Origin of the sequence: Lysinibacillus fusiformis (genome assembly GCF_016925635.1) — a bacterium.
Lineage (GTDB): Bacteria > Bacillota > Bacilli > Bacillales_A > Planococcaceae > Lysinibacillus > Lysinibacillus fusiformis_F.
The window spans coordinates 3672128-3695658 of record NZ_CP070490.1 but is presented as its reverse complement, the minus strand read 5'-3'; the positions used below and the strand labels follow the sequence as shown (position 1 = coordinate 3695658).

The 23531-nt window shown below is 39.4% G+C and carries 24 protein-coding genes; 9 read left to right on the top strand and 15 right to left on the bottom strand.

The window, feature by feature from the left end; all coding sequences use genetic code 11:
- Positions 1-204 precede the first annotated feature (204 nt).
- Genes JTI58_RS17895 through JTI58_RS17885 form a run of 3 tightly spaced genes read right to left on the bottom strand, consistent with a single transcriptional unit; the run spans position 205 to position 1857 of the window.
- Complete coding sequence (locus tag JTI58_RS17895) at positions 205-699, bottom strand: CcdC family protein (RefSeq protein ID WP_205442679.1); 495 nt, start codon at positions 697-699, stop codon at positions 205-207.
- A gap of 26 nt (positions 700-725) precedes the next feature.
- A complete protein-coding gene (locus JTI58_RS17890; RefSeq protein WP_205442678.1) occupies positions 726-1112 on the bottom strand; it encodes a response regulator in 387 nt (128 codons plus the stop codon).
- 34 nt (positions 1113-1146) lie between these two features.
- The gene (locus JTI58_RS17885) at positions 1147-1857 is read right to left on the bottom strand and encodes a cytochrome c biogenesis CcdA family protein (RefSeq protein WP_205442676.1); all 711 of its coding nucleotides are present in this window, start codon (positions 1855-1857) and stop codon (positions 1147-1149) included.
- Positions 1858-2366: 509 nt separating this feature from the next.
- Here JTI58_RS17885 and JTI58_RS17880 point away from each other — a divergent pair.
- The 4 genes from JTI58_RS17880 to JTI58_RS17865 all read left to right on the top strand — a co-directional run bounded on the left by JTI58_RS17880 (position 2367) and on the right by JTI58_RS17865 (position 6114).
- The gene (locus JTI58_RS17880; RefSeq protein WP_279381280.1) at positions 2367-3098 is read left to right on the top strand and encodes a FadR/GntR family transcriptional regulator; all 732 of its coding nucleotides are present in this window, start codon (positions 2367-2369) and stop codon (positions 3096-3098) included.
- 140 nt (positions 3099-3238) lie between these two features.
- Complete coding sequence (locus JTI58_RS17875; protein WP_205442675.1) at positions 3239-3955, top strand: (Fe-S)-binding protein; 717 nt, start codon at positions 3239-3241, stop codon at positions 3953-3955.
- Between the two features lie 15 nt (positions 3956-3970).
- Entirely contained in the window at positions 3971-5398 is a 1428-nt protein-coding gene (locus JTI58_RS17870) for a LutB/LldF family L-lactate oxidation iron-sulfur protein (RefSeq protein ID WP_205442674.1), read from the top strand.
- Positions 5398-6114 carry a LutC/YkgG family protein gene (locus JTI58_RS17865; protein WP_205442670.1) on the top strand — a complete coding sequence of 239 codons (717 nt, stop codon included), beginning with the start codon at positions 5398-5400 and terminating at the stop codon, positions 6112-6114. The genes JTI58_RS17870 and JTI58_RS17865 overlap by 1 nt, the downstream gene beginning before the upstream one ends.
- Positions 6115-6696: 582 nt before the next feature.
- On the opposite strand, the gene JTI58_RS17860 is transcribed toward JTI58_RS17865, so the two are convergent.
- The gene (locus tag JTI58_RS17860) at positions 6697-7992 is read right to left on the bottom strand and encodes an MFS transporter (RefSeq protein ID WP_205442668.1); all 1296 of its coding nucleotides are present in this window, start codon (positions 7990-7992) and stop codon (positions 6697-6699) included.
- Positions 7993-8113: 121 nt separating this feature from the next.
- Between JTI58_RS17860 and JTI58_RS17855 the strand changes: the two genes are divergently transcribed.
- Positions 8114-9364 (top strand): helix-turn-helix domain-containing protein, encoded by a 1251-nt coding sequence (locus JTI58_RS17855; RefSeq protein ID WP_205442667.1) that lies wholly within the window; start codon positions 8114-8116, stop codon positions 9362-9364.
- A 40-nt stretch (positions 9365-9404) separates the two neighbouring features.
- Here JTI58_RS17855 and JTI58_RS17850 read toward each other — a convergent pair whose 3' ends face one another.
- Positions 9405-11309: an endonuclease MutS2 gene (locus tag JTI58_RS17850; protein WP_205442666.1), complete on the bottom strand. Its 1905-nt coding sequence runs from the start codon at positions 11307-11309 to the stop codon at positions 9405-9407.
- A 484-nt stretch (positions 11310-11793) separates the two neighbouring features.
- Between JTI58_RS17850 and JTI58_RS17845 the strand changes: the two genes are divergently transcribed.
- Positions 11794-12264 carry a hypothetical protein gene (locus JTI58_RS17845; RefSeq protein ID WP_205442665.1) on the top strand — a complete coding sequence of 157 codons (471 nt, stop codon included), beginning with the start codon at positions 11794-11796 and terminating at the stop codon, positions 12262-12264.
- A 347-nt stretch (positions 12265-12611) separates the two neighbouring features.
- Here the strand turns inward: JTI58_RS17845 and rarD are convergent, their stop codons facing one another.
- The 9 genes from rarD to JTI58_RS17800 all read right to left on the bottom strand — a co-directional run bounded on the left by rarD (position 12612) and on the right by JTI58_RS17800 (position 19675).
- Positions 12612-13520, bottom strand: a complete 909-nt coding sequence (gene rarD / locus JTI58_RS17840) for an EamA family transporter RarD (RefSeq protein WP_205442663.1) — start codon at positions 13518-13520, stop codon at positions 12612-12614.
- Between the two features lie 135 nt (positions 13521-13655).
- Positions 13656-14192 carry a hypothetical protein gene (locus tag JTI58_RS17835; protein ID WP_205442660.1) on the bottom strand — a complete coding sequence of 179 codons (537 nt, stop codon included), beginning with the start codon at positions 14190-14192 and terminating at the stop codon, positions 13656-13658.
- Between the two features lie 245 nt (positions 14193-14437).
- Entirely contained in the window at positions 14438-15607 is a 1170-nt protein-coding gene (locus JTI58_RS17830) for a toxic anion resistance protein (protein WP_004229508.1), read from the bottom strand.
- 67 nt (positions 15608-15674) lie between these two features.
- The gene (locus tag JTI58_RS17825) at positions 15675-15932 is read right to left on the bottom strand and encodes a hypothetical protein (protein ID WP_205442659.1); all 258 of its coding nucleotides are present in this window, start codon (positions 15930-15932) and stop codon (positions 15675-15677) included.
- Positions 15933-16069: 137 nt separating this feature from the next.
- On the bottom strand, positions 16070-17314 hold the full coding sequence (locus JTI58_RS17820) for an ABC transporter permease (RefSeq protein ID WP_205442657.1): 1245 nt from the start codon (positions 17312-17314) through the stop codon (positions 16070-16072).
- Entirely contained in the window at positions 17298-18203 is a 906-nt protein-coding gene (locus JTI58_RS17815) for an ABC transporter ATP-binding protein (protein WP_205442656.1), read from the bottom strand. The genes JTI58_RS17820 and JTI58_RS17815 overlap by 17 nt, the downstream gene beginning before the upstream one ends.
- Before the next feature lie 13 nt (positions 18204-18216).
- A complete protein-coding gene (locus JTI58_RS17810; RefSeq protein ID WP_205442655.1) occupies positions 18217-18747 on the bottom strand; it encodes a DUF2812 domain-containing protein in 531 nt (176 codons plus the stop codon).
- 75 nt (positions 18748-18822) lie between these two features.
- Positions 18823-19359: a DUF2812 domain-containing protein gene (locus JTI58_RS17805; RefSeq protein WP_205442653.1), complete on the bottom strand. Its 537-nt coding sequence runs from the start codon at positions 19357-19359 to the stop codon at positions 18823-18825.
- 1 nt (position 19360) lies between these two features.
- Positions 19361-19675, bottom strand: a complete 315-nt coding sequence (locus JTI58_RS17800; protein WP_205442652.1) for a PadR family transcriptional regulator — start codon at positions 19673-19675, stop codon at positions 19361-19363.
- Between the two features lie 141 nt (positions 19676-19816).
- Here JTI58_RS17800 and JTI58_RS17795 point away from each other — a divergent pair, with 141 nt between their 5' ends.
- Positions 19817-20416, top strand: a complete 600-nt coding sequence (locus tag JTI58_RS17795) for a TetR/AcrR family transcriptional regulator (protein ID WP_205442651.1) — start codon at positions 19817-19819, stop codon at positions 20414-20416.
- 56 nt (positions 20417-20472) lie between these two features.
- Positions 20473-21645, top strand: coding sequence for a YhgE/Pip domain-containing protein (locus JTI58_RS17790; RefSeq protein WP_205442649.1), 1173 nt, complete (start codon positions 20473-20475; stop codon positions 21643-21645).
- 342 nt (positions 21646-21987) lie between these two features.
- On the opposite strand, the gene JTI58_RS17785 is transcribed toward JTI58_RS17790, so the two are convergent.
- Positions 21988-22569 (bottom strand): TetR/AcrR family transcriptional regulator, encoded by a 582-nt coding sequence (locus JTI58_RS17785; RefSeq protein WP_205442648.1) that lies wholly within the window; start codon positions 22567-22569, stop codon positions 21988-21990.
- Positions 22570-22724: 155 nt separating this feature from the next.
- Here JTI58_RS17785 and JTI58_RS17780 point away from each other — a divergent pair, with 155 nt between their 5' ends.
- Positions 22725-23483, top strand: a complete 759-nt coding sequence (locus JTI58_RS17780; RefSeq protein ID WP_205442646.1) for an SDR family oxidoreductase — start codon at positions 22725-22727, stop codon at positions 23481-23483.
- The last annotated feature ends 48 nt before the right edge of the window (positions 23484-23531 follow it).

Here is a 23531-nt window from a genome sequence, read left to right as displayed (position 1 = left end):
TATCCTCCACTTCGCTAGTTTTATCCTCCACATTTGGACTCCTACCCACGCTTTGCTGCTCTATCCGCTACTTTTATGATGCTATCCTCCAATTTGCTAGTTTTATCCTCCACATTTGGATTTCTATCCACGCTTTGCTACTCTATCCTTCTCTTTACTAGTTTTATCTGATTGAAGCACAAAAAAACTACACTAGCTTCAGCACTAGTGTAGTTTTGGGATTGTTTTTTTGACTTTTTTAAACTGGATGAGCATCGCGATACGCCAAGGTACTAACATGGCAAAGGCTAATATCCAGAACATACCTGCTAATTCACCGACATCGATGGAGCTACTTAAAATCATTTTCGCCACCACTCGGAAAATTAACAAACCGATTAATATAAATGCGAATGCTTTTGATCGTTTTAAATAAATATCTCGACCCCTTACTTCAAATTTCGAAGTGGCAATTAATATTATCGAGAACACCATTCCTACCGCGGTTGCCTCTAAAATTTGCATCGGTGGCACACGGAATTGTTCAAATAAAAACATCAGTGCACCGGAAGACATCGCTATTGGTGGAATAATAATTTTCTTCTCATTTGTCGGCATTTTGGAAGCTCTCATTCGTATGACCATTACAAAGCTCCCCATAAGAATGGCCATAATGGTCGACCCTATAACATAATAGTGAGAAGGGATACTGCTTAACATAAAAAAAATCCTCCTCTAATGTCTAATTAACAATTTTGTCCAAGTAATTGATCAGCTACAGCCTTCAATCTCTCTGGTTCAAAAGGCTTTGTGATAAAATCCTTTGCCCCACTCTCAATCGCCTCGACGATTAATTTTTGCTGCCCTAATGCTGTTACCATAATGATTTTTGCATCTGGAAATTCTGGGACAATTTTTTTTACGGCTGCAATACCTGTCATAACGGGCATCGTTACATCCATTGTCACTAAGTCTGGTTGTAACTCACGATACATCGCCACAGCTTCCTTACCATTTACTGCCTTACCGACTACTTCATAGCCCCATTCTGTAAACATATTACTGATTGCAACACGCATAAAAAGCGTATCATCCACTACTAAAACTGTAGGCACATGTTCATCTCCCTCCACGTTAAAGTTCGGTATGCCTCTTTAGTTTAACAAATTAAAAGCCTGTAAATCCACCGAAAATAGGTTGTAAAACGCGTGTAATATACGTTAAGCCATCAAAGAATAATAAAATCCCAACGGCAATCATGATGTACCCGCCGATTTTTACAATTTTCTGGCTGTGTGTACGAATCCATGTCATGCGTGAAATAAAGAAAGATAACACGAAGAATGGAATTGCGAACCCTAAATAATACGCAAACATATAGCTAAAGCCCGCACCTGGATTTGTACTTGCTAGCATAATAATCGATGCAAGGATTGGTCCTGTACATGGTGTCCAGCCTGCCGCAAAGGCAATACCAATTAAGACGGACCCAAAATAGCCAGATGGTCTATTTTTAAATTGGAACTTTCGATCCTTCATTAAGAAGTCTATTTGCAATAACCCTACAATCATTAAACCGAATACGACGATTAAGATCGCTCCAACCTGTCGTAATAATGTTTGATAATTGAGGAAGAATTCTGCTGCAAATGAAGCACTTAGTCCAATAATGATAAAGATAATGGAAAACCCTAGTAAAAAGAATAGTGTGTGGAAAATGGCACGTTTTTGTAGCATACCTTTTTCTGATTTTAGCTCATCTAATGTCATACCCGTTATGTACGATAAAAATGCTGGATACAGTGGGAGAGTACATGGTGAAATAAAACTTAAGAACCCTGCACCAAAAGCTAAAAATACGTTAATATCAGATCCCATATTTTTTAATCGCTCCTTACAGTTACTGCATCCATCGTACCAAAAAACAAAATAAAAAGCGCCCTTCTAGTTTGTGAACGTTTCATGGCAAAATGATGAGATTTTTGAGAAGTAGCATCAAGCTACTTCTGCATTATGCGCTCCTGTTGATTTTCTGTCAACAAAATCCGCCAATCTTCCCCCTTTTCAAAGAGAGTATAGCTAATTTTTCTAGCTTTTTCTTGACATTGTCGATTGCTTGTCGTTAATGTTGAAAGAAGCTTCAATATTTCAAATACACTATCACGTCCATGTTATAGTAAGAAACTATTTATTTTTTCATTCATCAGCAAATCTATCTGAATATCATGTCATCTGACGACCTTATTATAGGCTTATGTGATGCATTATATTTTCCCTAAATTTCGACAGTCCTCTACTCTACACAAAGTGTTCATGTTCAACCATGAGTAAATGACTTATTTTCATGTATAATGATAGGAAATGAGCGAGAAAAAGAGGTGTAGCCCTTGAAATTAAGAAAGATTAAACCAAAAAAAATTTATGAAGAAGTATCCGAAATCCTGCATGAAAAAATACGAGCTGGTGTCCTCAAGCCAGGTGATAGGCTTGACTCAGTTGAGCAGCTTGCTGAACAATTACAAGTGAGTCGATCCGCTGTACGGGAGGCATTATCTGCTTTAAAAGCGATGGGATTGATTGAAATCAAACAAGGCTCTGGAACATTTGTCAAAAGTGTGCCAGCCAATCAGCTTGATTTTCCTTTATCCACAGCTATGTTAACGAATAGACAGGATATTGCTCAATTATTAGAAGTGCGTAAAATTATTGAAGTAGGCGCAGCAGGACGTGCAGCGCTCCATCGTACAGATCAGGATATTCAGGCAATGCTACAAATTTTAGAGGATATGAAGCAGGCCCATGGGGATGGTGAGCTTGGTGAAAAAGTAGATTATCAATTTCATGCAGCTATTTCCAATGCCTCTCAAAATCCCCTACTCGCTACCCTTTTAGATCAAATTTCGGGATTAATGATTGAAACGATGAAAGAAACGCGACGAATTTGGTTGTACTCCCAAAAAACAACGAGTGAACAATTATATGACGAACATATGCAGATATTCCTCGCGATTAAACAACAAAATGAAGAGCTAGCCAAACACGCAATGGCATCACATTTAAGCAATGTTGAAAAAGTGCTATTACAATATTTCGAAACGACTGAATCCAATTCACACTAAAATTACCTAGTACCCTCTAGGTAGTTTTTTCTTTTCTGAAAATTCATTAAAAATGGTTTTATCTCGTTATAATTTATTGTATGATTAAGTTATCGATAAGTCATCAGATGACCAGTTGTTTTAGAAAAGGAGCGATGCATATGAAAGTCACACTATTTGCCACTTGCTTAGTGGATATGTTTCAGGGGGATGTAGGAAAGGCCGTTGTTGAAGTATTAGAAAGACTTGGCTGTGACATCGATTTTCCAGAGGATCAAATTTGCTGTGGGCAGCCTGCTTACAATAGTGGCTATGTCAAGGACTCGAAAAATGCGATGAAAAAAATGATCTTAGCCTTTGAGCATGCTGAATACGTCGTCTCCCCTTCTGGCTCCTGCGCTTATATGCTGAAGGAATATCCAGAAGTTTTTAAAGGGGACACGACATGGGAGCCAAAAGCGCAAGCATTAGCAGCTAAAACCTATGAATTCACAGAATTTATTGTCAACGTATTAAAGATTGAAGATGTGGGTGCCCATTTAGAGGGCAAAGCTACCTACCATACGTCATGCCATATGACCAGATTGCTAGGTGTGACAGAGGCACCCTTGCAATTATTAAAGAACGTCAAGGGCTTACACTATGTGGACCTCCCTGGTAAGGATCGATGCTGTGGATTTGGTGGTACTTTTTCAGTCAAAATGGGCCATATTTCTGGAGAAATGGTCAATGAAAAAGTACACAATGTAGAAGAAACAGGTGCTGATATTTTAATAGGCGCAGATGCTGGCTGTTTAATGAATATCGGTGGTCGCATTCAACGTCAGGATAAGCCAATTAAAGTGATGCATATTGCAGAAGTATTAAATTGCCGATAAGAGGGGGAAATAAACATGGCCATGAAAACAAGTAATGATCGGTTTCAACAACGTGTCACAAAAGAGCTAGATAATCAGTTTATGCGTCGTGCGGTTTCGAGTGCCCAAGAACGTTTTCAAACACGTCGCCTTCAACAAGCAGAGGAGTTAGGACATTGGGAAGAATGGCGCTCACATGGAGAGGAAATCCGCAAGCATGTTTTAGCTAATCTTGATTATTACCTTTATCAATTAAGTGAAAATGTTGCCAAACGAGGCGGGCATGTGTTCTTTGCGCAAACTGCACAGGAAGCAACCGACTATATTCAAAGCACTGCTAGAAAGAAAAATGCGGCAAAAATTGTGAAATCTAAATCAATGGTGACAGAAGAAATTAACTTAAATACGGCTTTAGAAGCACTTGGTTGTGAAGTGATTGAGACAGACCTAGGTGAGTATATTTTGCAGGTGGCAGATCACGAGCCCCCTTCGCATATTGTGGCGCCAGCCTTGCATAAAAATAAGGAGCAAATTCGAGATGTTTTTAAAGAAAAACAAGGCTACAGTCAAACAGAAAAGCCAGAGGAGCTTGCCCTTTATGTACGTGAAAAATTACGGCAGGAATATTTAACGGCCGATATTGGGATTACAGGCTGCAACTTTGCTATTGCCGAAAGTGGCTCGATTACACTCGTCACGAATGAAGGCAATGCTGATTTAGTAACAGCATTACCAAAAACACAAATCACGGTTATGGGGATGGAAAGAATTGTTCCTACCTTTGAAGAAATGGAGGTCCTTGTTAGTTTATTAACAAGAAGTGCGGTTGGTCAAAAGCTAACGAGCTATATTACAACGTTAACAGGCGTAAAGGACGAAGAGGATACGGATGGACCAGAGGAATTCCATTTAGTCATTGTCGATAATGGGCGCTCTGCTATTTTAGGTAGTGAGTTCCAGCCTATTTTACAATGCATTCGCTGTGCTGCCTGTGTCAATGCTTGTCCTGTCTATCGTCATGTTGGTGGGCATACGTACGGCTCTATTTACTCAGGTCCAGTAGGTGTTGTCCTCTCCCCACTTTTGGGGGGCTATGATGATTTTAAAGAACTGCCCTATGCTTCTACATTGTGCGGTGCTTGTACAGATGCATGTCCTGTTAAAATTCCTTTACATCAGCTCATTCATCGCCATCGTCAAGTCATTGTTGAAAATGAAGGCAAGGCACCTGTTTCTGAAAAGCTTTTAATGAAGGCATTTGGTTTTGGGGCTTCCTCCCCTACCCTTTATAAAATGGCGACAAAAATGGCTGCGCCTGCAATGTCTCCATTTACTAAAGACAATACCATTTCTAAAGGCCCTGGCCCATTAAAAGCATGGACTGAGGCAAGGGATTTTCCTGCACCAAGTAAAGACAGCTTTAGAGACTGGATGAAGCATCGTACAAAAGGAGGCGGGCAATAATGACTGATATGATTCAGCATCGAGAAACCTTTTTAGCAAACATTGCGAAGCAACTCGGACGTTCACCTAAGACAGAGCTGCCACGACCAACTTGGCAGTATCAGCCACAAGAGCGTGTGCTCAAAGATGCGACAAAGGACGAATTGGTAGAGATTTTAATCAAGCAATGTGCCAACATCCATACTCATATTGTCATTTCTAGTACTACTACACTTCCACAGGATTTACAGACTGTTGTTGACAATTATGGAGGGCAGTCCGTTATTACATGGCAGGATAAACGGTTCCAAGACTACGGATTATCTGCACTCATGAACGAACAATGGCCACAAGCCAATATTCAGCTTTATGAATGGGACCCACAGCAACCCGAGGAAAATATCCGCCAAGCTGAAAAAGCAAATATCGGGATAACCATTAGTGAAATGACGTTAGCAGAATCGGGAACAGCCGTGCTCTTTAGCAGCAAGGATAGAGGGAGAAGCATTAGCTTTTTACCAAAGAAGTCGATCATTTTAATTCCTAAAAGTACGATTGTGCCTCGTATGACACAGGCAGCTCGTTGGATTAGTGAAAAAATCCGTCGGGGTGAAAAAATTGCCTCCTGCATCAACTTTATTACAGGACCAAGTAACTCAGCCGATATCGAAATGATTCTTATCGTTGGTGTCCACGGCCCTATTCAAGCAACCTATATTGTCATTGAGGATCAGTAAAACAACAGGCATGCATTTCACTGCATGCCTGTTCGTGTTGTTGAAAAAAGAGGATGTCAACGGCAGAAAAAGCAACTTGGCAAGGTGAGGGGTTGATTTCCGTTCCGCCAGCGTCCTTTCCAGGGGGCGTCCGAGGAGCCGCTTCACTCACTTCCGTTCGCTCCAGGGTCTCCTCTGTTACGCTAAATCCCCTAGGAGTGACGCTGGCTCCACTCCAATCAACCATTCTGCAAAAGTGGCTTTTCCTTATCTTTCATACTAGCTAGCCGTAGTAATCAAATTAGCCTATTATTTGTATGATTAGAGAAAGGATAGACTCTTAATTTCATTGCGAAGAAGTAATTTCACTTTATTTGAAAACCTTTGCTAAAAAGTTAGTGGGTTGAAGTGGAAGGCTACTTGACTCCCGTGGGATAGCGAGACAGGCAAAACTCTAAACGGAGCGGTAGCGGAGGAAGCGATTCGGCGCTCGCCCACAGGAAAGCAAGTAGCCTGCAACGGAAATCCATTGCTACCTTTCAATTGACTGTTTTGTTTTTCAACACTAACAACAGGCATGCATTTCACTGCATGCCTGCTATTTTAAGTTGTTGTGTTAGCGACCCTTTCCGGTAGAGCTGCTTTTTCATAATACTCTGGATGTGCCTCTTTTAAAATAGATGAGCGTAGCATCACAAGTGAAATGATAATAATAATGACACTCGTTACTGGTAAAATAATCGTAGCTGGTAATGTATCATATAGCATGCCATAGACTACCATACCGATTGGCATCATGGACATTGCCATCGTTTCCATTAGCCCAAAGACACGCCCACGGTACTCTTCCGCTATAATTTTTTGCATATATACCCCAATCGGCATATTAATACCCATTTCGAAAATTGCGAAAATAAAGTAAATGATGAGGTAGAAGATCACGATAGCTATATAGGAAAAATCAGTGACTAATGGGATGACTGCTAAGCCAACACTTCCCGCCAATAGCAGTAAGCTGATTTTCGAAAAGCGTAAAGGTACCTTTACTTCCGGTCTTGTTGCGAAATAAAGGGAGGCCAAGAGCATACCTAATGCACCTGACGCTTCAATAAAGCCAAAGTGTGTGGATTTTATTTTTAGCAATTCGATGATGATGTACGTTCCTCCAACAACGATGGCAGAAAAGAATAAGTTGATCCATAATGCTACCCACATAATGGTTTTAATGACGTTACGTTGCTTGATGTAATGAAAACCGCTTTTCAGCCCTTCCCACATCTTTTCTTTTTTCGTATCTTCCCCTCTTGTACTATAGAGGTTAAAATCCATTGTTGCCTCTAAACAAAAGGCAATCGCATAGGCCACCATATTCACCATTAAAAATACATCCATATTAAAAAATCCATACATCATACCACCAATAACTGGTCCCCCAATCGCAGCTATGGACATTGACATTTGGTTAAATGACATCGCACGCTGTAATCGTTCTGGATTAACAAGTGTGGCAATAGCAGATGAAAACGTTACACCCGAAAAGGCTGAGCAAATAGTATTAAAAACAGTAGCTATGTATATAGCATAAACGGACATTCCTACTGTTTCTGTATAAAGCAATAATCCTCCTACTGTCAAAATGGTGCCTGCCTGCGCTATTAATATCGTGCGTTTTTTTGAGAAATTATCTGCGACATAGCCTGCTAAGGGTGCCACAAGTGCGCGTGGTAATACGGAACAAATCATATTCGTCGCAAAACTCATCGCCGACCCAGTCATCGCTAAAATATATAGGCTAAAACCGAATGCCATCACATTTGCACCCAACATGGCAATCATTTTACTCGCTGTGAACGTCCATAAATGATAGGTCGCCTTTTTTAACTTTTCCGCTTCATTCATCTAAATCCCTCCGTTATTTAACTAAATTAAAAAGTTTAATTAGGTTAAACAAAATATACCATAGTTCCCCCTTTTCATGCAAGCAAAAGTTTAATATAATTAAACAAAAGGAGGCGAGGCAGTGGACTCTTTAGGCACACGAATTCGCAAATTAAGGAAAGAACAAAAATTAACATTAGAGGCACTTGCCGGTGATCGTCTAACTAAAGGAATGTTAAGCCAAATAGAAAATGATAAGGCCAAGCCTTCCATGGAAAGCCTTGACTATATTGCTGAACGTTTAGGTGTAAAAGCTAGTGAATTACTGGAAGAAGTAACCCCATCCTCCATTCGCCAGCTATTAGAGCAGGTGGAAATTTTATTTGCAGAAGTAAAACGTGGTGATACAGATCATCATCAAGAAATTGTCGATTTGATTAAGCCGTCTGTGGAGGGCCTACCTCAAAGCTATGAAGCAGGTCGCTTATTATATATTTATGCAGATGCCCAGTATGAAGCAGGATTATCGACATGGGAAGCCCCGCTTCTGCAGGCACGCACTATTTTTAAAGAAATTAATTTACTCAGCCATTGGTTTAAAACATTTGTCCTACAAATGGCTATTATAGCGGAAAAGCGTCAATATGAATTAGCCTTCTCCTATATGTTACAAGCAAAGGAGATCATTGAACAGGAAGATTATCAGCTTGATTCGCGTGACACCTTATTAATGGCCTATTACACAGCCACGCTACAGCTTGCTATCGGTAAACATGAGGAAGGAAAAAAGTTAATTAACGAGACGATTATCAATGCCCATAAAAATCAACTGTTCTATCAAATCGATGATATGTATCGAATTGGCGCTTATTGTGCCATGGTTGACCATGACTTTGAACAGGTTGAGTATATGCTGATGAAGCTTGATCAATACCGTGCTTTTGCTGGGCGGGATGAGGTTGATGCGTTAATTTTTGTCATACGAGCACATTATTACAATAATTACGTTCATCATTATGAGCAGGCACTTATAGAAGTAGAGCGTTTTAATCAACTTAAACATAAGGAATTTGACAAGCTAGATCCCAACTATATTTATTTTGAAAAAGGAAAATCTTTATATTTACTTGGTCGTTATGAGGAGGCAAAGGCCGCCTTTGATCACTATACAAAAATACCGATCTTTATTAGTCATCCCTATGATATCTTGAGCGTACATGAATGCTTTTCCTATAAAGCCCTTTGCTATGCACACTTTGGTGAGCTCACAACAGCCTATGAAATTGCGAAAATGGCCTACACAGATTCACTGGATTTAGTGGATTTACCCTATAAACGAAAAATTGAGGAAGTCTATCGAACAATTAAGGCACAAATTAATTCCATAACTTAATGCGTAAAGGGATTGCACGAGGCTGTGCAATCCCTTGTTTTTACTGCTGACGATCGTTCTTTATTTGTTTATGGATCTTACGTAAAGCCTTTTTCGATCCCCGTTCGATATCATGCTGAAGCTTACGTTCTTGATAGTCTACAAATAAAGTCTCTAGATCATATCCTTCAGGGTATAACTCCGTTGCGGGTAAGTCTAGGGTAAGTCGCTTCACATTCACCTCTAGTATTTGCCCCTGATAGAATACGCTGACTTTATTGTACGGGTTCATTTCTTCGTACACCAGTCCCACATCATCATAGTCCAATAATTTGACACGATCCCCTTTTGCAAATGCATATGCCGCTGCCATGCTTTTTTTCTCTTCTTTAGGCTTTCTAATTTTACTGTCCTGAACGAGCGTCAGCTGATATTCCTTGTCATTTATATAATCCTTTGCTCTTTGTAAAACAGCTTCGCGGACATTCATTTTCTTGGAAATCCATAACGCATTGCTTTCTCCAGACGTGCCGATGAGTAATTGATACAAAGGCTCTAATGTTTCAGGATGGAAGCGCATTGCCGCATTCATAAAATCAGGATGCATCTCAGAAAATCGTTTAATTTCACCATAATGTGTAGTCGCAACAGTAATGCAGCCCATTTGATAAAATTCCTCTAATATCGCAATGGCCAGTGCGGCTCCTTCATTTGGCTCTGTTCCACTGCCAATTTCATCAAACAGCAATAGCGTATGATTATTAGCGGCTCTCATAATATCGGAAAGATTTTTCATATGCGATGAAAACGTACTTAGTGCATTTTCTATACTTTGATTGTCGCCAATATCAACAAAGATATGATCGAATACCGCCATTTCCGTTCCTTCGTCCGCTACAATATGGAAGCCCGACATCATAGCTAATGTTAAAAGGCCAATGGTTTTCAACACGACCGTTTTGCCACCAGCGTTTGGCCCTGTAATAATGAGACTACGATAGTCTTTCGCAATGGAAAATTGAAGGGGCACCGCATTTCCTGGTAATAATGGATGCTTGCCATTGATCAGTTGAATATAACCGTAATCATTTATACGCGGCTCCCTTCCACCAATTTGTCTACTAAACTTCGCTTTCGCAAAGACCAAATCATATTGGCTAATTAACTCCATGTTAATCGTGATAGCATGCAGATGTTCCATTAATAGCCCTGATAAAGTCGCTAAAATCTGATATTCCTCCACCGCTTCCTCAGCCTTTAAGGTAGCCAATTCTACATTTAATTTAGCCACAACACTCGGCTCCATAAAAACGGTTGCCCCTTTTGAGGATATTTCCACTACTGTTCCCTGTACATGATTTTTATAGGTTGCCTTAATCGGAATCGTATAGCGATCATCCTTTTGACTGATAAAGAATTCCTGAATATACGGTTTATTGGCACTGTTATTCAAAAATTTCGTTAAGCGCTCTTTCAATTTTTCCTCTGTCGTTTCCATATGATGACGAATACGCTTTAATTCACGACTAGCAGCCGAATCTACACGATTGGCTTTGATCGCAAAATTAATCTCCTCCTCCACGCTCTTCAATTCAGCCATAGAATGAGCGTAAGAAGAAAGAACGGGCGCAAAAAATTCCTTATCTAACATAAATTTTTTGATGTTGCGACAGCCTCGTAAAAAATCGGAGATACTCACTAGCTCACTGGGGTCAAGAATCATCCCCTTTTCAAGCTTCGTCATGATATGCTCAATATTCGATACCCCTAAAAACGGAACATGCCCCTCTGCATCCAATATAGCACGAGCTTCTGTTGTTTCATTCAATCGATTTTTTACCACTGCTAAGTTTGAGCTTGGCATTAATTTATCTAAAAGCTGTTTTCCTAACCCGCTGACACAGTAGGATTTAACGATGTCCTTTAATTCATGATATTGTAATTTTTCAAGCGTAGTTTTATTCATTTGTTATGCTCCTCATTGTAATGTTTTATCATACATGAAGATACCTACCCAATATTAGATAGCAATGATGGTTTAAACAACATAAAAAAGCTGTGAGGAATCCCCACAGCTCTATCTTTAAAAGGCGCATTTTCCCGGCATCACAAATAAAACTTCATCTAATTGAAGTTTCTATCCTGTATGCCACGCTTGATAAAGTATTGTAGGTATCTACATAGGTTGTTGAAATAGGTCCATGACAAAATAAGGGGTGTCCATAACATAAATCCCCGGCTGTCGTCATTGCCACTATTTCATTCAATTTTTACCTAGTTAGAACCTACCGCACTCACAAAAAAGCACCTCTCATTAATTGATCATTGTTATCTAATTATTGACATTTTACTATATGCCGGTTTGAAAGTAAAGGTGCCAATGCTTCAAAAGGTTTTCTCCTATTTCTGTCGAATTTATCAATAAGACTTTATTTGGAGGGAGTACCTAAATGCAACAAAGAATTATCCATTACCTATTCACCTTTCTTTTCTTCTTTATTTTAATAATCCCTACAACCTCTGTCACTTCCACTGTGATTGGTGAAAGAAATGCAATGGGCTTTCATTATGTAGTCTTACAGGAGAATGATCACTTTAAGTGGGATATTGCCCATAAAGACAGCCAAAAAGTCATTGTGGAGAGTCCAGACAATGCGGGGTTATTAGCGCAATATAGAGAAGCCGTGAATGAGTTGCACTCTACACTCATTGTTAGCCTCATTATTCTCATCATCGTCTTAATTGCTGCCATTATTTGTTGGCTCTTCTTTAGAAAGCAAAAGCATGAGCTGAAAAATCCAGCATCCATCGTATTCGTTCTACCATTCGCTCTAGCGATTATGATAGTTTTCAAACAGTCACTCCATCTCAACCAGACAATTCAACAAGCTACCTATATTTTTCACCATATTAGTGGATGAATTTTATCGATCTATCGGAGACGATTAAACAAAATAGCAGGCAATCCAACAGCTCAATCCGATAAAAAAATAAAACATTTTTGTGTACCAATAGGGCATTCTATCAAATACTAGGGTAAATAAATCCCAAATGAAAGAGCCGCTAGAGCCCAATCCCTCATCTTTATGTACGCTCGCATTATGTCTCATCCCAAAGGCTATAAAAGCCAGTCCAAAATGGCTAGTAAAATATGTTCCAACTTATTACACCTCTTTATTCATATCTCCAATAGAGTAGCATGCAAATCGTACTAAACGAAGAGGGAAAAATGACATAAAAAAGACCTGTAGAAAAATCTACAAGTCTTTTACGAAACTGATTTATGATGGGCTTTTCTTGTCTCGATAATTTTGGAACCAGAGAATAAGAGTAATGCCGCCCAAATAATGCTGAATGCAAGGAGCTCAACTTGACTAAATGGCTCTTTGTATAGCACGATACCTAAAATCAAGACAATGGTTGGCGACACATATTGGATAAACCCTAGTAAATATAAAGGAATATTTTGTGCCCCCTTCGCAAATAAAATAAGCGGGACGGCTGTTACTAAACCACTGAAGATCATTAAGATATCTGTTTTAACATCGACATGTAAAAACAGGGCTTGATGGGTAGTAAACAGATACACATAATAGCCTAATGCAAAGGGTAAAATCAATAACGTTTCAATGGCTAACCCTCTTGTAGCATCCAGTGTAATTTTCTTTTTCAGCACACCATAAATAGCGAAAGATAGCGCAATCAATAAAGCTACCCAAGGTACTGAGCCGTAATTGATTGTTAAAATAATCACCGCAATAAATGCAATTCCTGTCGCTACCCATTGTGCACGACTGAGCGATTCTTTAAAGAAAATTACCCCAAAAATAACAGACAAGAGCGGATTAATATAATAACCTAAGCTCGTTTCAATGAGATGATTATGTGTCACTGCCCAAATATACAAATACCAGTTCATTGAAATGACAAAGGACGCACCTGCAAGCTGCCAGAACTGCTTTTGATGTGACCATAAATATTTTAGATCTGCTACGAGATCCTGACGCATTCGAAATACGATAACTGCAAGTACCGTAAAGACAAAGGACCAAATGACACGGGATAATAAAATCTCCATACTTGGTACATGCTCAAGTAGTTTCCAATATAGAGGGAATGCTCCCCAAAAGGCATAGGCAAAAAAGGCAGCCAAAACCCCTTTTTTCTCATTTGACATGGACACTAACGCTCCTACTCTGATTGAAATCGATAAACGATTTCCTATAATCTTAAACTAGTTAAAGAATAGACTCATTATAGGACTTTGAGTGGCTGCTGTAAATGCCAAATTTCTAGTGCCCTTTAAAAGCTGTTAACCTTTCTGTTCCGACTCTAGCTCAGAAATATACTTGCGTACAGTACTATAGCTAATCTCGGGATTGATTTGGCGCTTGATGCGAATATGGATTTCTTTAATCCCAACCCCTTGCTCACGCATATCTCGAATCATCGACTTCAAAGGCCCCGTCAATGACTCTCTTGACATCGCTGTATATTTACTTAGTTCAATGAGAAGATCCGTATTTTGTTGGCGGAGCACCTTCATTTCCTCCACCACACAATTATATTCTGTTACCTTTTTCTGTAAAACTGTGTTTTGCTGCTTGAACTTTTGCAGCTCTTCTGTTAGCTGTGCATTTTGCATTTTTAGCATTTTTCGTTCTCGTTCTAACCCATTTTGCTTGTTATCTAAATCTCTATTCATCGCATTATATAACTCTTCCGTATGCAGCAGCTCTAAATAGCGGCTTTGCGGCACAATCATTAAGCTATCTGTCGTGTATAGAGCAAGCGTTCCGTCTTTAAAAGGCTCATACGATAATGTAGAGGGCTTTATTTTATTCGCCATTTATTTTTCTCTCCTCCACGAAAAAATACATGATATCGAATTGCTTTGTTTCGCATCTTTCCGCTTCCTTCTTCATTTGATAATCATTCTCATTTAACTTTATCATAATCACTATTTTGCTTTTTGTCAAAGAACATTTCCATCTTAGCGAATATTATGGCAAACCCTTGGAAAGAGCCTCTCTACCTGACTACACATTCCATATAAAAAGCCTCTTGCAACAATAGCTGCAAGAAGCTTGGGCCTTACATTTTTTTCAGTTTTTCATATTCCAACTGCAAACGTTCAATACGTTTACGACCTTCTTCACGGTTTCTTGCTGTTTCTGCTTGAATTTGCTTCGTTTCTTGAATACCAGCCATAATTGTTTGCCACGTTGTTTCAATCGTTTCGATTTTAATGCTTGGGCTACCAGCTTGACGTGCGATATTCACACTGTTCTTACTAATATTTTCAGCATTACGGACAAGCATTTCGTTCGTACGGCGGTCCAGTTCCACCATAGAATCCGAAATCAGCTTTTGACGCTTCAATGTGACTGCGTGGATCAGCCCTTGCTTAAAGATCGGAATCGTTGTGACAAAGGCAGAATTAATCTTGGCAATCAAATGATTGTTCCCTTGCTGCATTAAGCGAATTTGTGGTGCTGATTGGAAGGATACTTGTTGTGCCATTTCCAAATCATAGCGACGTTGCTCTAATAATTCCACAGCGCGAAGCATTGTTTCATATTCCATGGCTGCCAGTTGATCACCTGTTTGTGCTTTTTGCTCAAGTGCAGGTAATGATGCGCGAACCTCTTCTGTTTTTACTTCAATCGCAGCAACAAATTTACTTAATGATTGGAAGTAATTTAAGTTTTGATCATACAGATTTTCCAGATCAATGGTATTACGCTTCATTTCCCCTTCGTATTTTTGGATTTCACGGTAAATGACATCCACTTCTTTATTCATGCTGTCATACTTAGATAAGAACCTTTCCAATTGCTCTTTTCCTTTGTTAAAGAGCTTGGAGATGAAACCGCCCTTTTTCTCTTCCGCAAAATCCTGTGGATCGAATTTATCCATAATTTTATTCAGGTTATTTAATAGCACACTCGATTCTTCCAGCTTACTAGCTTTCATCGTTGCGAGCATTTTATCTGAAAAGGTAGAAATGCCACTTGCTGTTTCTTTACCAAGCTCTAGCATGGCAATTTGATCTTTGACATCAATTTTTTGTGCAAGTGTATGAACCTCTGGATCTTGCTTTAGCATCAGCTGATTTTGAGCGATTTGTGATAGCTCCTGCTCAGATACAAGTACCGGCTTTTGCTCAGGCGCCTGCTGTAAAAGTGGATTTGGCTGTAATAAAGGATTTTCTGAAGCGAATGGGTCCTTGGATTTTAAAAGATCATTGTTGAATTCAGACATACGTTTTACCCCCTGCAATTTATCTCTACTAAATACTTACGATTACCATGTAAAAAAGTTTCATTTTCTATAGTATGAAAAAATATGAGTCTGCTATACGATAGCCATTCTGGTGAAGCTTATATTGCACGCTGTATTGGTTAGGGTGAGTATTATCAACAAAAATGTCCATCTCAGTACGATGGTGGAGAATTTCTTCTATTTCATTATTCATGGGACAAAGCTGCTGAAGTTTTTGAAAGAACTGCGCTTTTTCCTCAGGTGTTGCTAAACGTTGATTTGGTGGGAGGGCAAGGAGCGCTTCCACCTCTGATTTAGCTAACATGGTCTCACCCCTTTGTTAAATTATAGCTTCTTTCTATGCAAAATTCGACTAATTCCGTAAATTCCTTTACATTGTTTGCTAACTATGGCTTCTTGTGACCAAAAAAGCAGCTACATCATGATGTAGCTGCCCTAGTGTTATGTTGTTACCTTTAATACCGTTTTAATTTTTTGAATGACGCCGCCAGAGCTATATGTCAATACACTACGTTTATAGAACGATAAACTAAATAGGTATACGACGATAATCGTTGCGACTAAAATTCCTAATGAAAGTAATGGGACAATGCCACCAATATCTGTAGCGCCAATACGCATTGGCATGATCATACCAGAAGTTAGTGGGATATAAGAGAAGATTTTAATGATAATTGTATCTGGATTACCCATACCTGTCAGCATAACATAGAAGCCGATCATTGTAATAATCATAGCAGGCATTAATACTTGACCCGCTTCCTCTACTTTCGATACTAAAGAGCCAAATAATGCGCCAATGATGAGATACAAGATAACCGTTAACAGTAGGAATACGATGGCATAGATGACATAGCCAACAGACAATTCCTTGACAATACTAGCCGCCGCATCCCAAACCATTCCGCCTTTGATAAACTTCGCATAGATAAGGAACACTACTGCAATAATGCCCATCTGTGTTAAAGCGAGCAATAAAACGCCTGCAATTTTTGCTTTAAAATGTGTCGCTGGTTTGACACTTACTAAAAGCATTTCCATTGCTCGTGAGCCTTTTTCAGAGGCAATTTCAGTTGTAATCATCGATAGGAATGTAGAAATAAAGAAATAGATTAAAATCCCAACCGCATAGGAAACCACTAGCCCTGATTGCTTTTCTTCCTCACTTTTTCCACCTGCTGATTCCTCATTTAAGTTTTTCGTTGAAATCGTTGTTTGAGCCGCCATGATTTGTGCTGCTTGCTCAGGCGATAACGATAGTTGCTGTACAGCATAATGCTGACCTGCATACTGTAATAAGGATGATAATGTAGATTGATCATTCAATTTTAGTGGTGTGAACGTAGCAATTTCCGCATGTAACTGACCATTTTGATCGTTAATCGTCACAATAGCATCGAGCTTGCCGTCCTTCACTCTTTTTTCGAGGGCCGAAACATCTTGTTCATCCTGAATAAAGGCCATGTCTCCATTCGAGACAAAAATACCACTTAAATCGGCAGAGGTTTCATTGATAATCGCGATTTGCTGTGCTTCATCATCGCCTGTGAATAGCTCCTTAATTTCTGACCAGAAGACAGCCACAGACATGACAAGGACATATAAACATGTCATTAAAATAAAGGATTTTGATTTAATTTTAGCTTTGTATAATTGCTTCATTAATAAACTAAACTTCGACAACATGGCCACCTACCTTATCTTTAAAGATTTCATCTAACGATAAATAATCTAAGCTGAATTTTTCAATATACTTCCCATTGGACAGTTGCTCAAAAATACTTTGGGCAAAGCTTTCGTCTGCTAATGTAAGCACCGTTTGCTCCTTCTCTACGCGCACATCCTTAACACCCTCTAGTGCCAATAACTGTGTCGTTGACCAATCCGTACGAACAGCAAGTTTTGTTTTACCATATTGTTTCTTTAAATCTAGTAAGCTTCCAGAAAATAAAGAAATACCTCGTTTTAATAAGCACAAATGATCACAAAGCTCCTCGACATTGTCCATTTGGTGACTGGAGAACAAAATGGTTGTGCCCTGCTTTTTCAATAGTAGAATCGCATCCTTTAGTAAATCTTTATTGACTGGATCTAGCCCACTGAATGGTTCATCTAAAATTAAAAACGCTGGTTTATGGATGAAGCTTGCAATCAGCTGTACCTTTTGCTGATTCCCCTTTGACAGTGTTTCTGCCTTATCCTTACGTTTTTCTTCTAATTCAAATCGTTGAATCCAAAAATCAATTTCCTTTTTCAGCTCTGCCCGTTTCATGCCACGTAGCTCGCCAAAAAAGTAAAGCTGCTCCTCCACCTTCATCGTCGGGAAAATACCACGCTCCTCAGGTAAATAACCAAGGACATCTCGGTTAATGGCATTGACTGGCTGGCCATCCCAAGTAATCGTCCCCGCCGTTGTTTCCTGTAAATCTAAAATCATTCGGAATGTCGTCGTTTTCCCTGCACCGTTTTGACCAATTAGACCAAAAATTTCACCCTTTTCAATGGTAAAATTTAAATCATCCACAGCTGTAAAATCCTTGTACTTCTTTGTAACATGCTGTAACTGTAACGTCATGTTGTCATCCTCCTTATCCTTCAAATATATGTAAGTCTTGTTTCAAGCCTTTTTTACGATTTTCATTTTTTACTATAGGAATGAATAGCAGTAAGGCTACGATCAAATTCATACACCCTACACTCGTGTTTATAGGTCCTACAGCAGATTCTCGTAAACCTAGCGATAGATTATAAATACCCATGATTAAATTTAACAGTAACACTGTGATAAAAATGCGATTCATTGATTTAATATAGTTAATTTTCGAGGAAGCATCCGTAAATATCTCAAAAGGTCCCTCTGATTTTGGTTTTCGATAATAGGCCCATCCACCGAACTTGGACACACATTCGATATTCATAGCGTCTAGAAACTCAAAATAATCCTTCGATTTTCTATTAACAAATTCATTCCGATAAATATATTGTCCTGGTGTGCCTTGTTCAAAAACAAAGTAACCTACGACTGTTTTTTTCAGATTCCACCCCCGATCTGCCATGTCATTGACCCATCGTTCTTCCTTTTCGAAATCCATAAAAAAACGATACACTCTTTTTTTCATTTGCATCACCCCAACTATAAAGTACGCTTCCTTTTTCATTATTTTCTGATTTCCCGGAAAATAATAGACGCTTCGTTAATCCGAAAATACATTTAATTCTCTCTTTAATCGATTACGTATACGCATAAGCTTATAGAATGGGAGGGCGAATAATACAACAACCACAAGATTCAGCGTATTTAACGCAAATCCTACCCAGTCTGTTGTTTGCTCCGAAAAATCACCAATTAAACCGATGAGACCAAAGAACAAATTAAGAAGAATAAGAGAAAGCAGGATCATCATCTTTTTTGATAGGTTACCAATCTTCGTTTTTTTATCTGTATACAGCTCAAATGGACCTTCCTGTGCTGCTTTTCTAAAAAACACAAAATTGCCAGAGCGATCTACTTGCTCAATGCCAGAGGATTTGAGAAATTCGAGATAATCCGCTTCATAGTGCGTACCGAACCGCTCTAATTCATCATGGCGATAAATATAGCTATTTGGTTCTCCACGTTCAAACGTAAAGCGAATCCATGTGAATTTTTTCAAATGCCAGCCCTGACAACCCATGTCATTGACCCACTTCTCTATTGCATAGGGATTAATCATCAATCGATATTTATGCATATTATTCAACTCCTCTCGTTATACGGATACCATTGTCAAAAAGTTCCCTTAATCTCAAAATTTCATATTCAACCATTGTTTTTCCAGTTTCGGTAATCATATATTCTTTCTTTCTGCCATCCTCATCGAGTGCCTCTATCCAGCCTCGTTCCAACAATGTTTTAATTGCGCCATATATGGTACCTGCCCCTAAACGCACTCGCCCATTGCTCATTTCCTCCACCAATTGCATAATGCCATAGCCATGCCTCGCCTCATATAATGCTAATAAAATATAATAAACGCCTTCTGTTAATGGCGGATGCTCCTGTGTCATTCAAATCCTCCTCTATATCGCCTATCAATATATCGTCAGTCGATACATTTAAAATATATCAGCAGTCGATATAATTGTCAACGCTCATTTGTGATGTTGCAGTTCATCGTACACTATGCTAAGATGTAAGTAATTACTTGCATGGAAGGAAGTATATTTTTGACAACGAAAGGAACTGCACAACGAATTATCGAAGCTGCTCTACAATTGATTAGTGAAAAAGGCTATACAGCTGCAACTACCAAAACCATTGCAGAATTAGCAGGTGTCAATGAGGTCACTCTTTTCCGTCATTTTGGCAACAAACGCGGTTTATTAAAAGCCATCATTGAGCAATTTTCTTATTATCCTCTTCTACAGCAGGAGATCAATCAAAATGTAACGTGGGAATTAGAAAAGGATTTATTAAATTTCTCATTGAAGCATTTTCATTTTTTAATGTCGATTAAAGATTTTGTCATGATTGGCTTTAAGGAATCCATTCAGTTTCCTGAAATTAGTGAGGAAATCGCCAATCTCCCACTCCTCATCAAAAAGGAGCTCATTCACTACTTTCAAGAGATGCATCAGCAAGGAAAAATAAGAGAAGTTGATTTTGAAGCAGCAGCGTTATCGCTAATTGCTTTGAACTTTGGTCATTTTATGTCACGTGCTCAACTTGGAACAATCGTGTCTGACCTACCAACTGAAGAACTTTTGCAAACTAGTGTTGCTATTTTTTCTAGGGGACTCGTTTCCTAGAAAAAATTTTTCTAATCAATGCAAGTAAGTACTTACTTAATTAGGAGGAATAAAATATGACAGGTTTACAAGCATTATTGCGAGTTCGTGAAACCTATATCGGCATTATTGCAACCATTGCCTTTCAATTAATCTTCTTTACGATTTGGATGACTGCCTATGATGGTGTCAATGAAAGAGCGGAACAGTTAAGCATTGGCCTTGTTGTGGAAGATACCGCAATGGGGCAACAGGTAGCACAGAACATCAAAGGCTCCATCCCCTTTTCAATGGAGGACTATTCATCAATGAAGGAAGCAGAGAGTGCATTAAACGAACGTCAAATTAATATGATTATGCAAATTCCCACTGATTTTACAAATCAAATACAAGCAGGGAAAGAGGCAGAAATTATTTATGCGATTAATCAAGCCAATGCAAGTGTAGCGAAAAATATGATGGAGGGCGTAGCAAAGCAATTAACAGAAGAGATCAATCAAACCCTTTATCCAATGCAACAAAATCAAGCAGTTGAGGCCTTTGCTCAACAATTTGCTCAGCTTCCCTTCGAGCAACAAACTGCCCAACAAATTACCACTTCTGTCAAAACGACTGTAATGAATGTCAAAGCCCATGCCGTCGACGGAACCATTGTTAAAACCAATGATGTGAAAGGATTTGCCGCAAACTTTGTGCCACTTATGGTCATCATCTCCTCCTTTGTGGGCGCGATGGTCATGATTATGCAACACCAGCAAGCAGCACAGCTCGTTCAAGAAAGCCTATCAAAATGGCAATTATTCCTCGCACGACAGCTACTCAATGTGGGCGTAGCCTTTACATTGCCATTGCTAACAATTGGGCTGATGCACCTTTTTGATATTGCTAGCCAGGAAAGCCTGCTGTCGATATATTTCTTTCAAGCTGTGATGTATCTCGCTTTCCTTAGCTTGGCCCAAGTATTTGTCATCGCCTTTGGGAATTTAGGGATGGTATTTAATATTTGTGCCCTCTCACTCCAATTAGTAACATCAGGCGTCCTTGTACCAAAAACCATGCTATCTGAAGGATACAAGCAGGTCGCTGCTATGCTACCAGCTACTTATGGAGCAGACGGCTACTACACCATCATCTTTGGTGGTAGTACCGATAATCTCCTGCAAAACAGTAGCTCCTTAGGCATCATCATCTTCGTAACACTAGCCATTGCTACGTTGATCGTCACATTCAAGCCTGCCCCCGTTCGATAATTTGATAGAAAAGAGAAGGTCTACAAGTTGATGTAGACCTTCTCTTTGGATGGGTTATCCGCTACTTTTTCTGTTTTATCCTTCAATTTGCGCGGGCTATCCGCTACTTTCTCTGTTCTATCCTTCAATTCTGGCGTTCTATCCACTACTTCTTACTCTATCCTTCACTTCAAGCGGGCTATCCTCTACTTTTCCTGTTCTATCCTTCAATTTGAGCGTTCTATCCACTACTTCTTACTCTATCCTTCACTTCAAGCGTGCTATCCACTACTTTTCCTGTTCTATCCTTCAAATCGAGCGTTCTATCCACCGATTCTCACTCTATCCTTCACTTCAAGCGTGCTATCCCCCACTTCTCACATTCTTCAAAATAGCTGCTAGCTGCTGATTTAACATGGTCACACTATCGCTGAAATCGCCGCGATACCATTGGATGATGAGACCGATGATGGCGTTTGCTTGATAGGCGCTATAATAGTCAATCGAAATATGATCCTCCATTTGATGCATGCGATGTGTGGTAATATCTCGTTTTAGCAAGGAATAAATGCCATCAAAGAGCATGTAATAGTAGGTCAGCGGAACATTTTTAGAAAAGACGATCCGGTAAAACATTTTAAAGCGTTCAATATGATGAAAAATACGGATTGTATTGGGATCTAATTGATTGGTGTCCAGGGTGGTGACGGCACGATAGGGTTCTTCATAGGATTGATATAAATCCTCCATAATCTCCTGAAAGTATTCTTCAAAGAGCCCCTCTTTTTGTTCGTAGTGTAAATAGAACGTGCCCCGATTGACCTTTGCTTCTCTACAAATTTCTGCAATGGATATTTGCTCCAAAGGTTTTTGGCTCAGCAAGGTCAATAAGGCATCGTGGAGAGCTTGCTTCGTTTTAATAATTCGTAAATCCGTTGTACGCAATTTTTTCAGCTCCTTATTAAACAGTTTGTCCAAAAGTGTTGAATACTCAACACTTCCCGTTTTTTTGCATATTGAAATCGCTTTCAACTTTATTATATGATTTTAATGAACAGATGTTCAATAACTAATGAAATTACCATGAGGAGGTCTTTGAGATGAGATTAGAAGGTAAAGTAGCCATTGTGACAGGTGCAGCTTCAGGTATGGGGAAAGCTATTGCAGAAGGCTATGCAAAAGAAGGCGCTAAGGTTGTCGTTTCAGACTTAAATTTAGAGGGTGCTCAAGGGGTTGTGGATGGTATTCAAGCGGCTGGAGGGACAGCATTTGCCATTCAAACAAATGTCGCATCAACAGAAGACTTACAACGTTTATTTGATGAAACGAAAACGAATTATGGTCAATTAGATATTTTAGTCAACAACGCGGGTATTATGGATGGTATGGAGCCAGTTGGGGAAATTTCTGATGAACGATGGGAAAAAGTATTTGCAGTGAATACAACAGCCGTTATGCGTTCTATGCGTATGGCAACAGAAATTTTCCTTGCACAAGGACACGGTGTCTTTGTCAATAATATTTCTGCTGGTGGCTTATATGGGGCACGTGCAGGAGCGGCTTATACAGCTTCCAAACATGCCGTTGTTGGTTTAACAAAAAATACTGCGTTTATGTATGCGGATAAAAATATTCGCTGTAATGGTATTGCGCCAGGAGCAGTGATGACCAATATCGCCTCTTCTATGACAAATATGAGTCAAACGGGTGCTGCACGCCAAGCACTTGGTCTATCCATTAATCCGCGTGCTGGTCAGCCAGAAGAAATCGCTCAATTAGCTATTTTCCTAGGCTCAGACGAAGCAAGCTTTGTGAATGGACAAGTGATTGCCGTGGATGGTGGCTGGACAGCTTACTAATCCATTAAAAAACACGCACAGAGACATTTTCTGTGCGTGTTTCTTTCA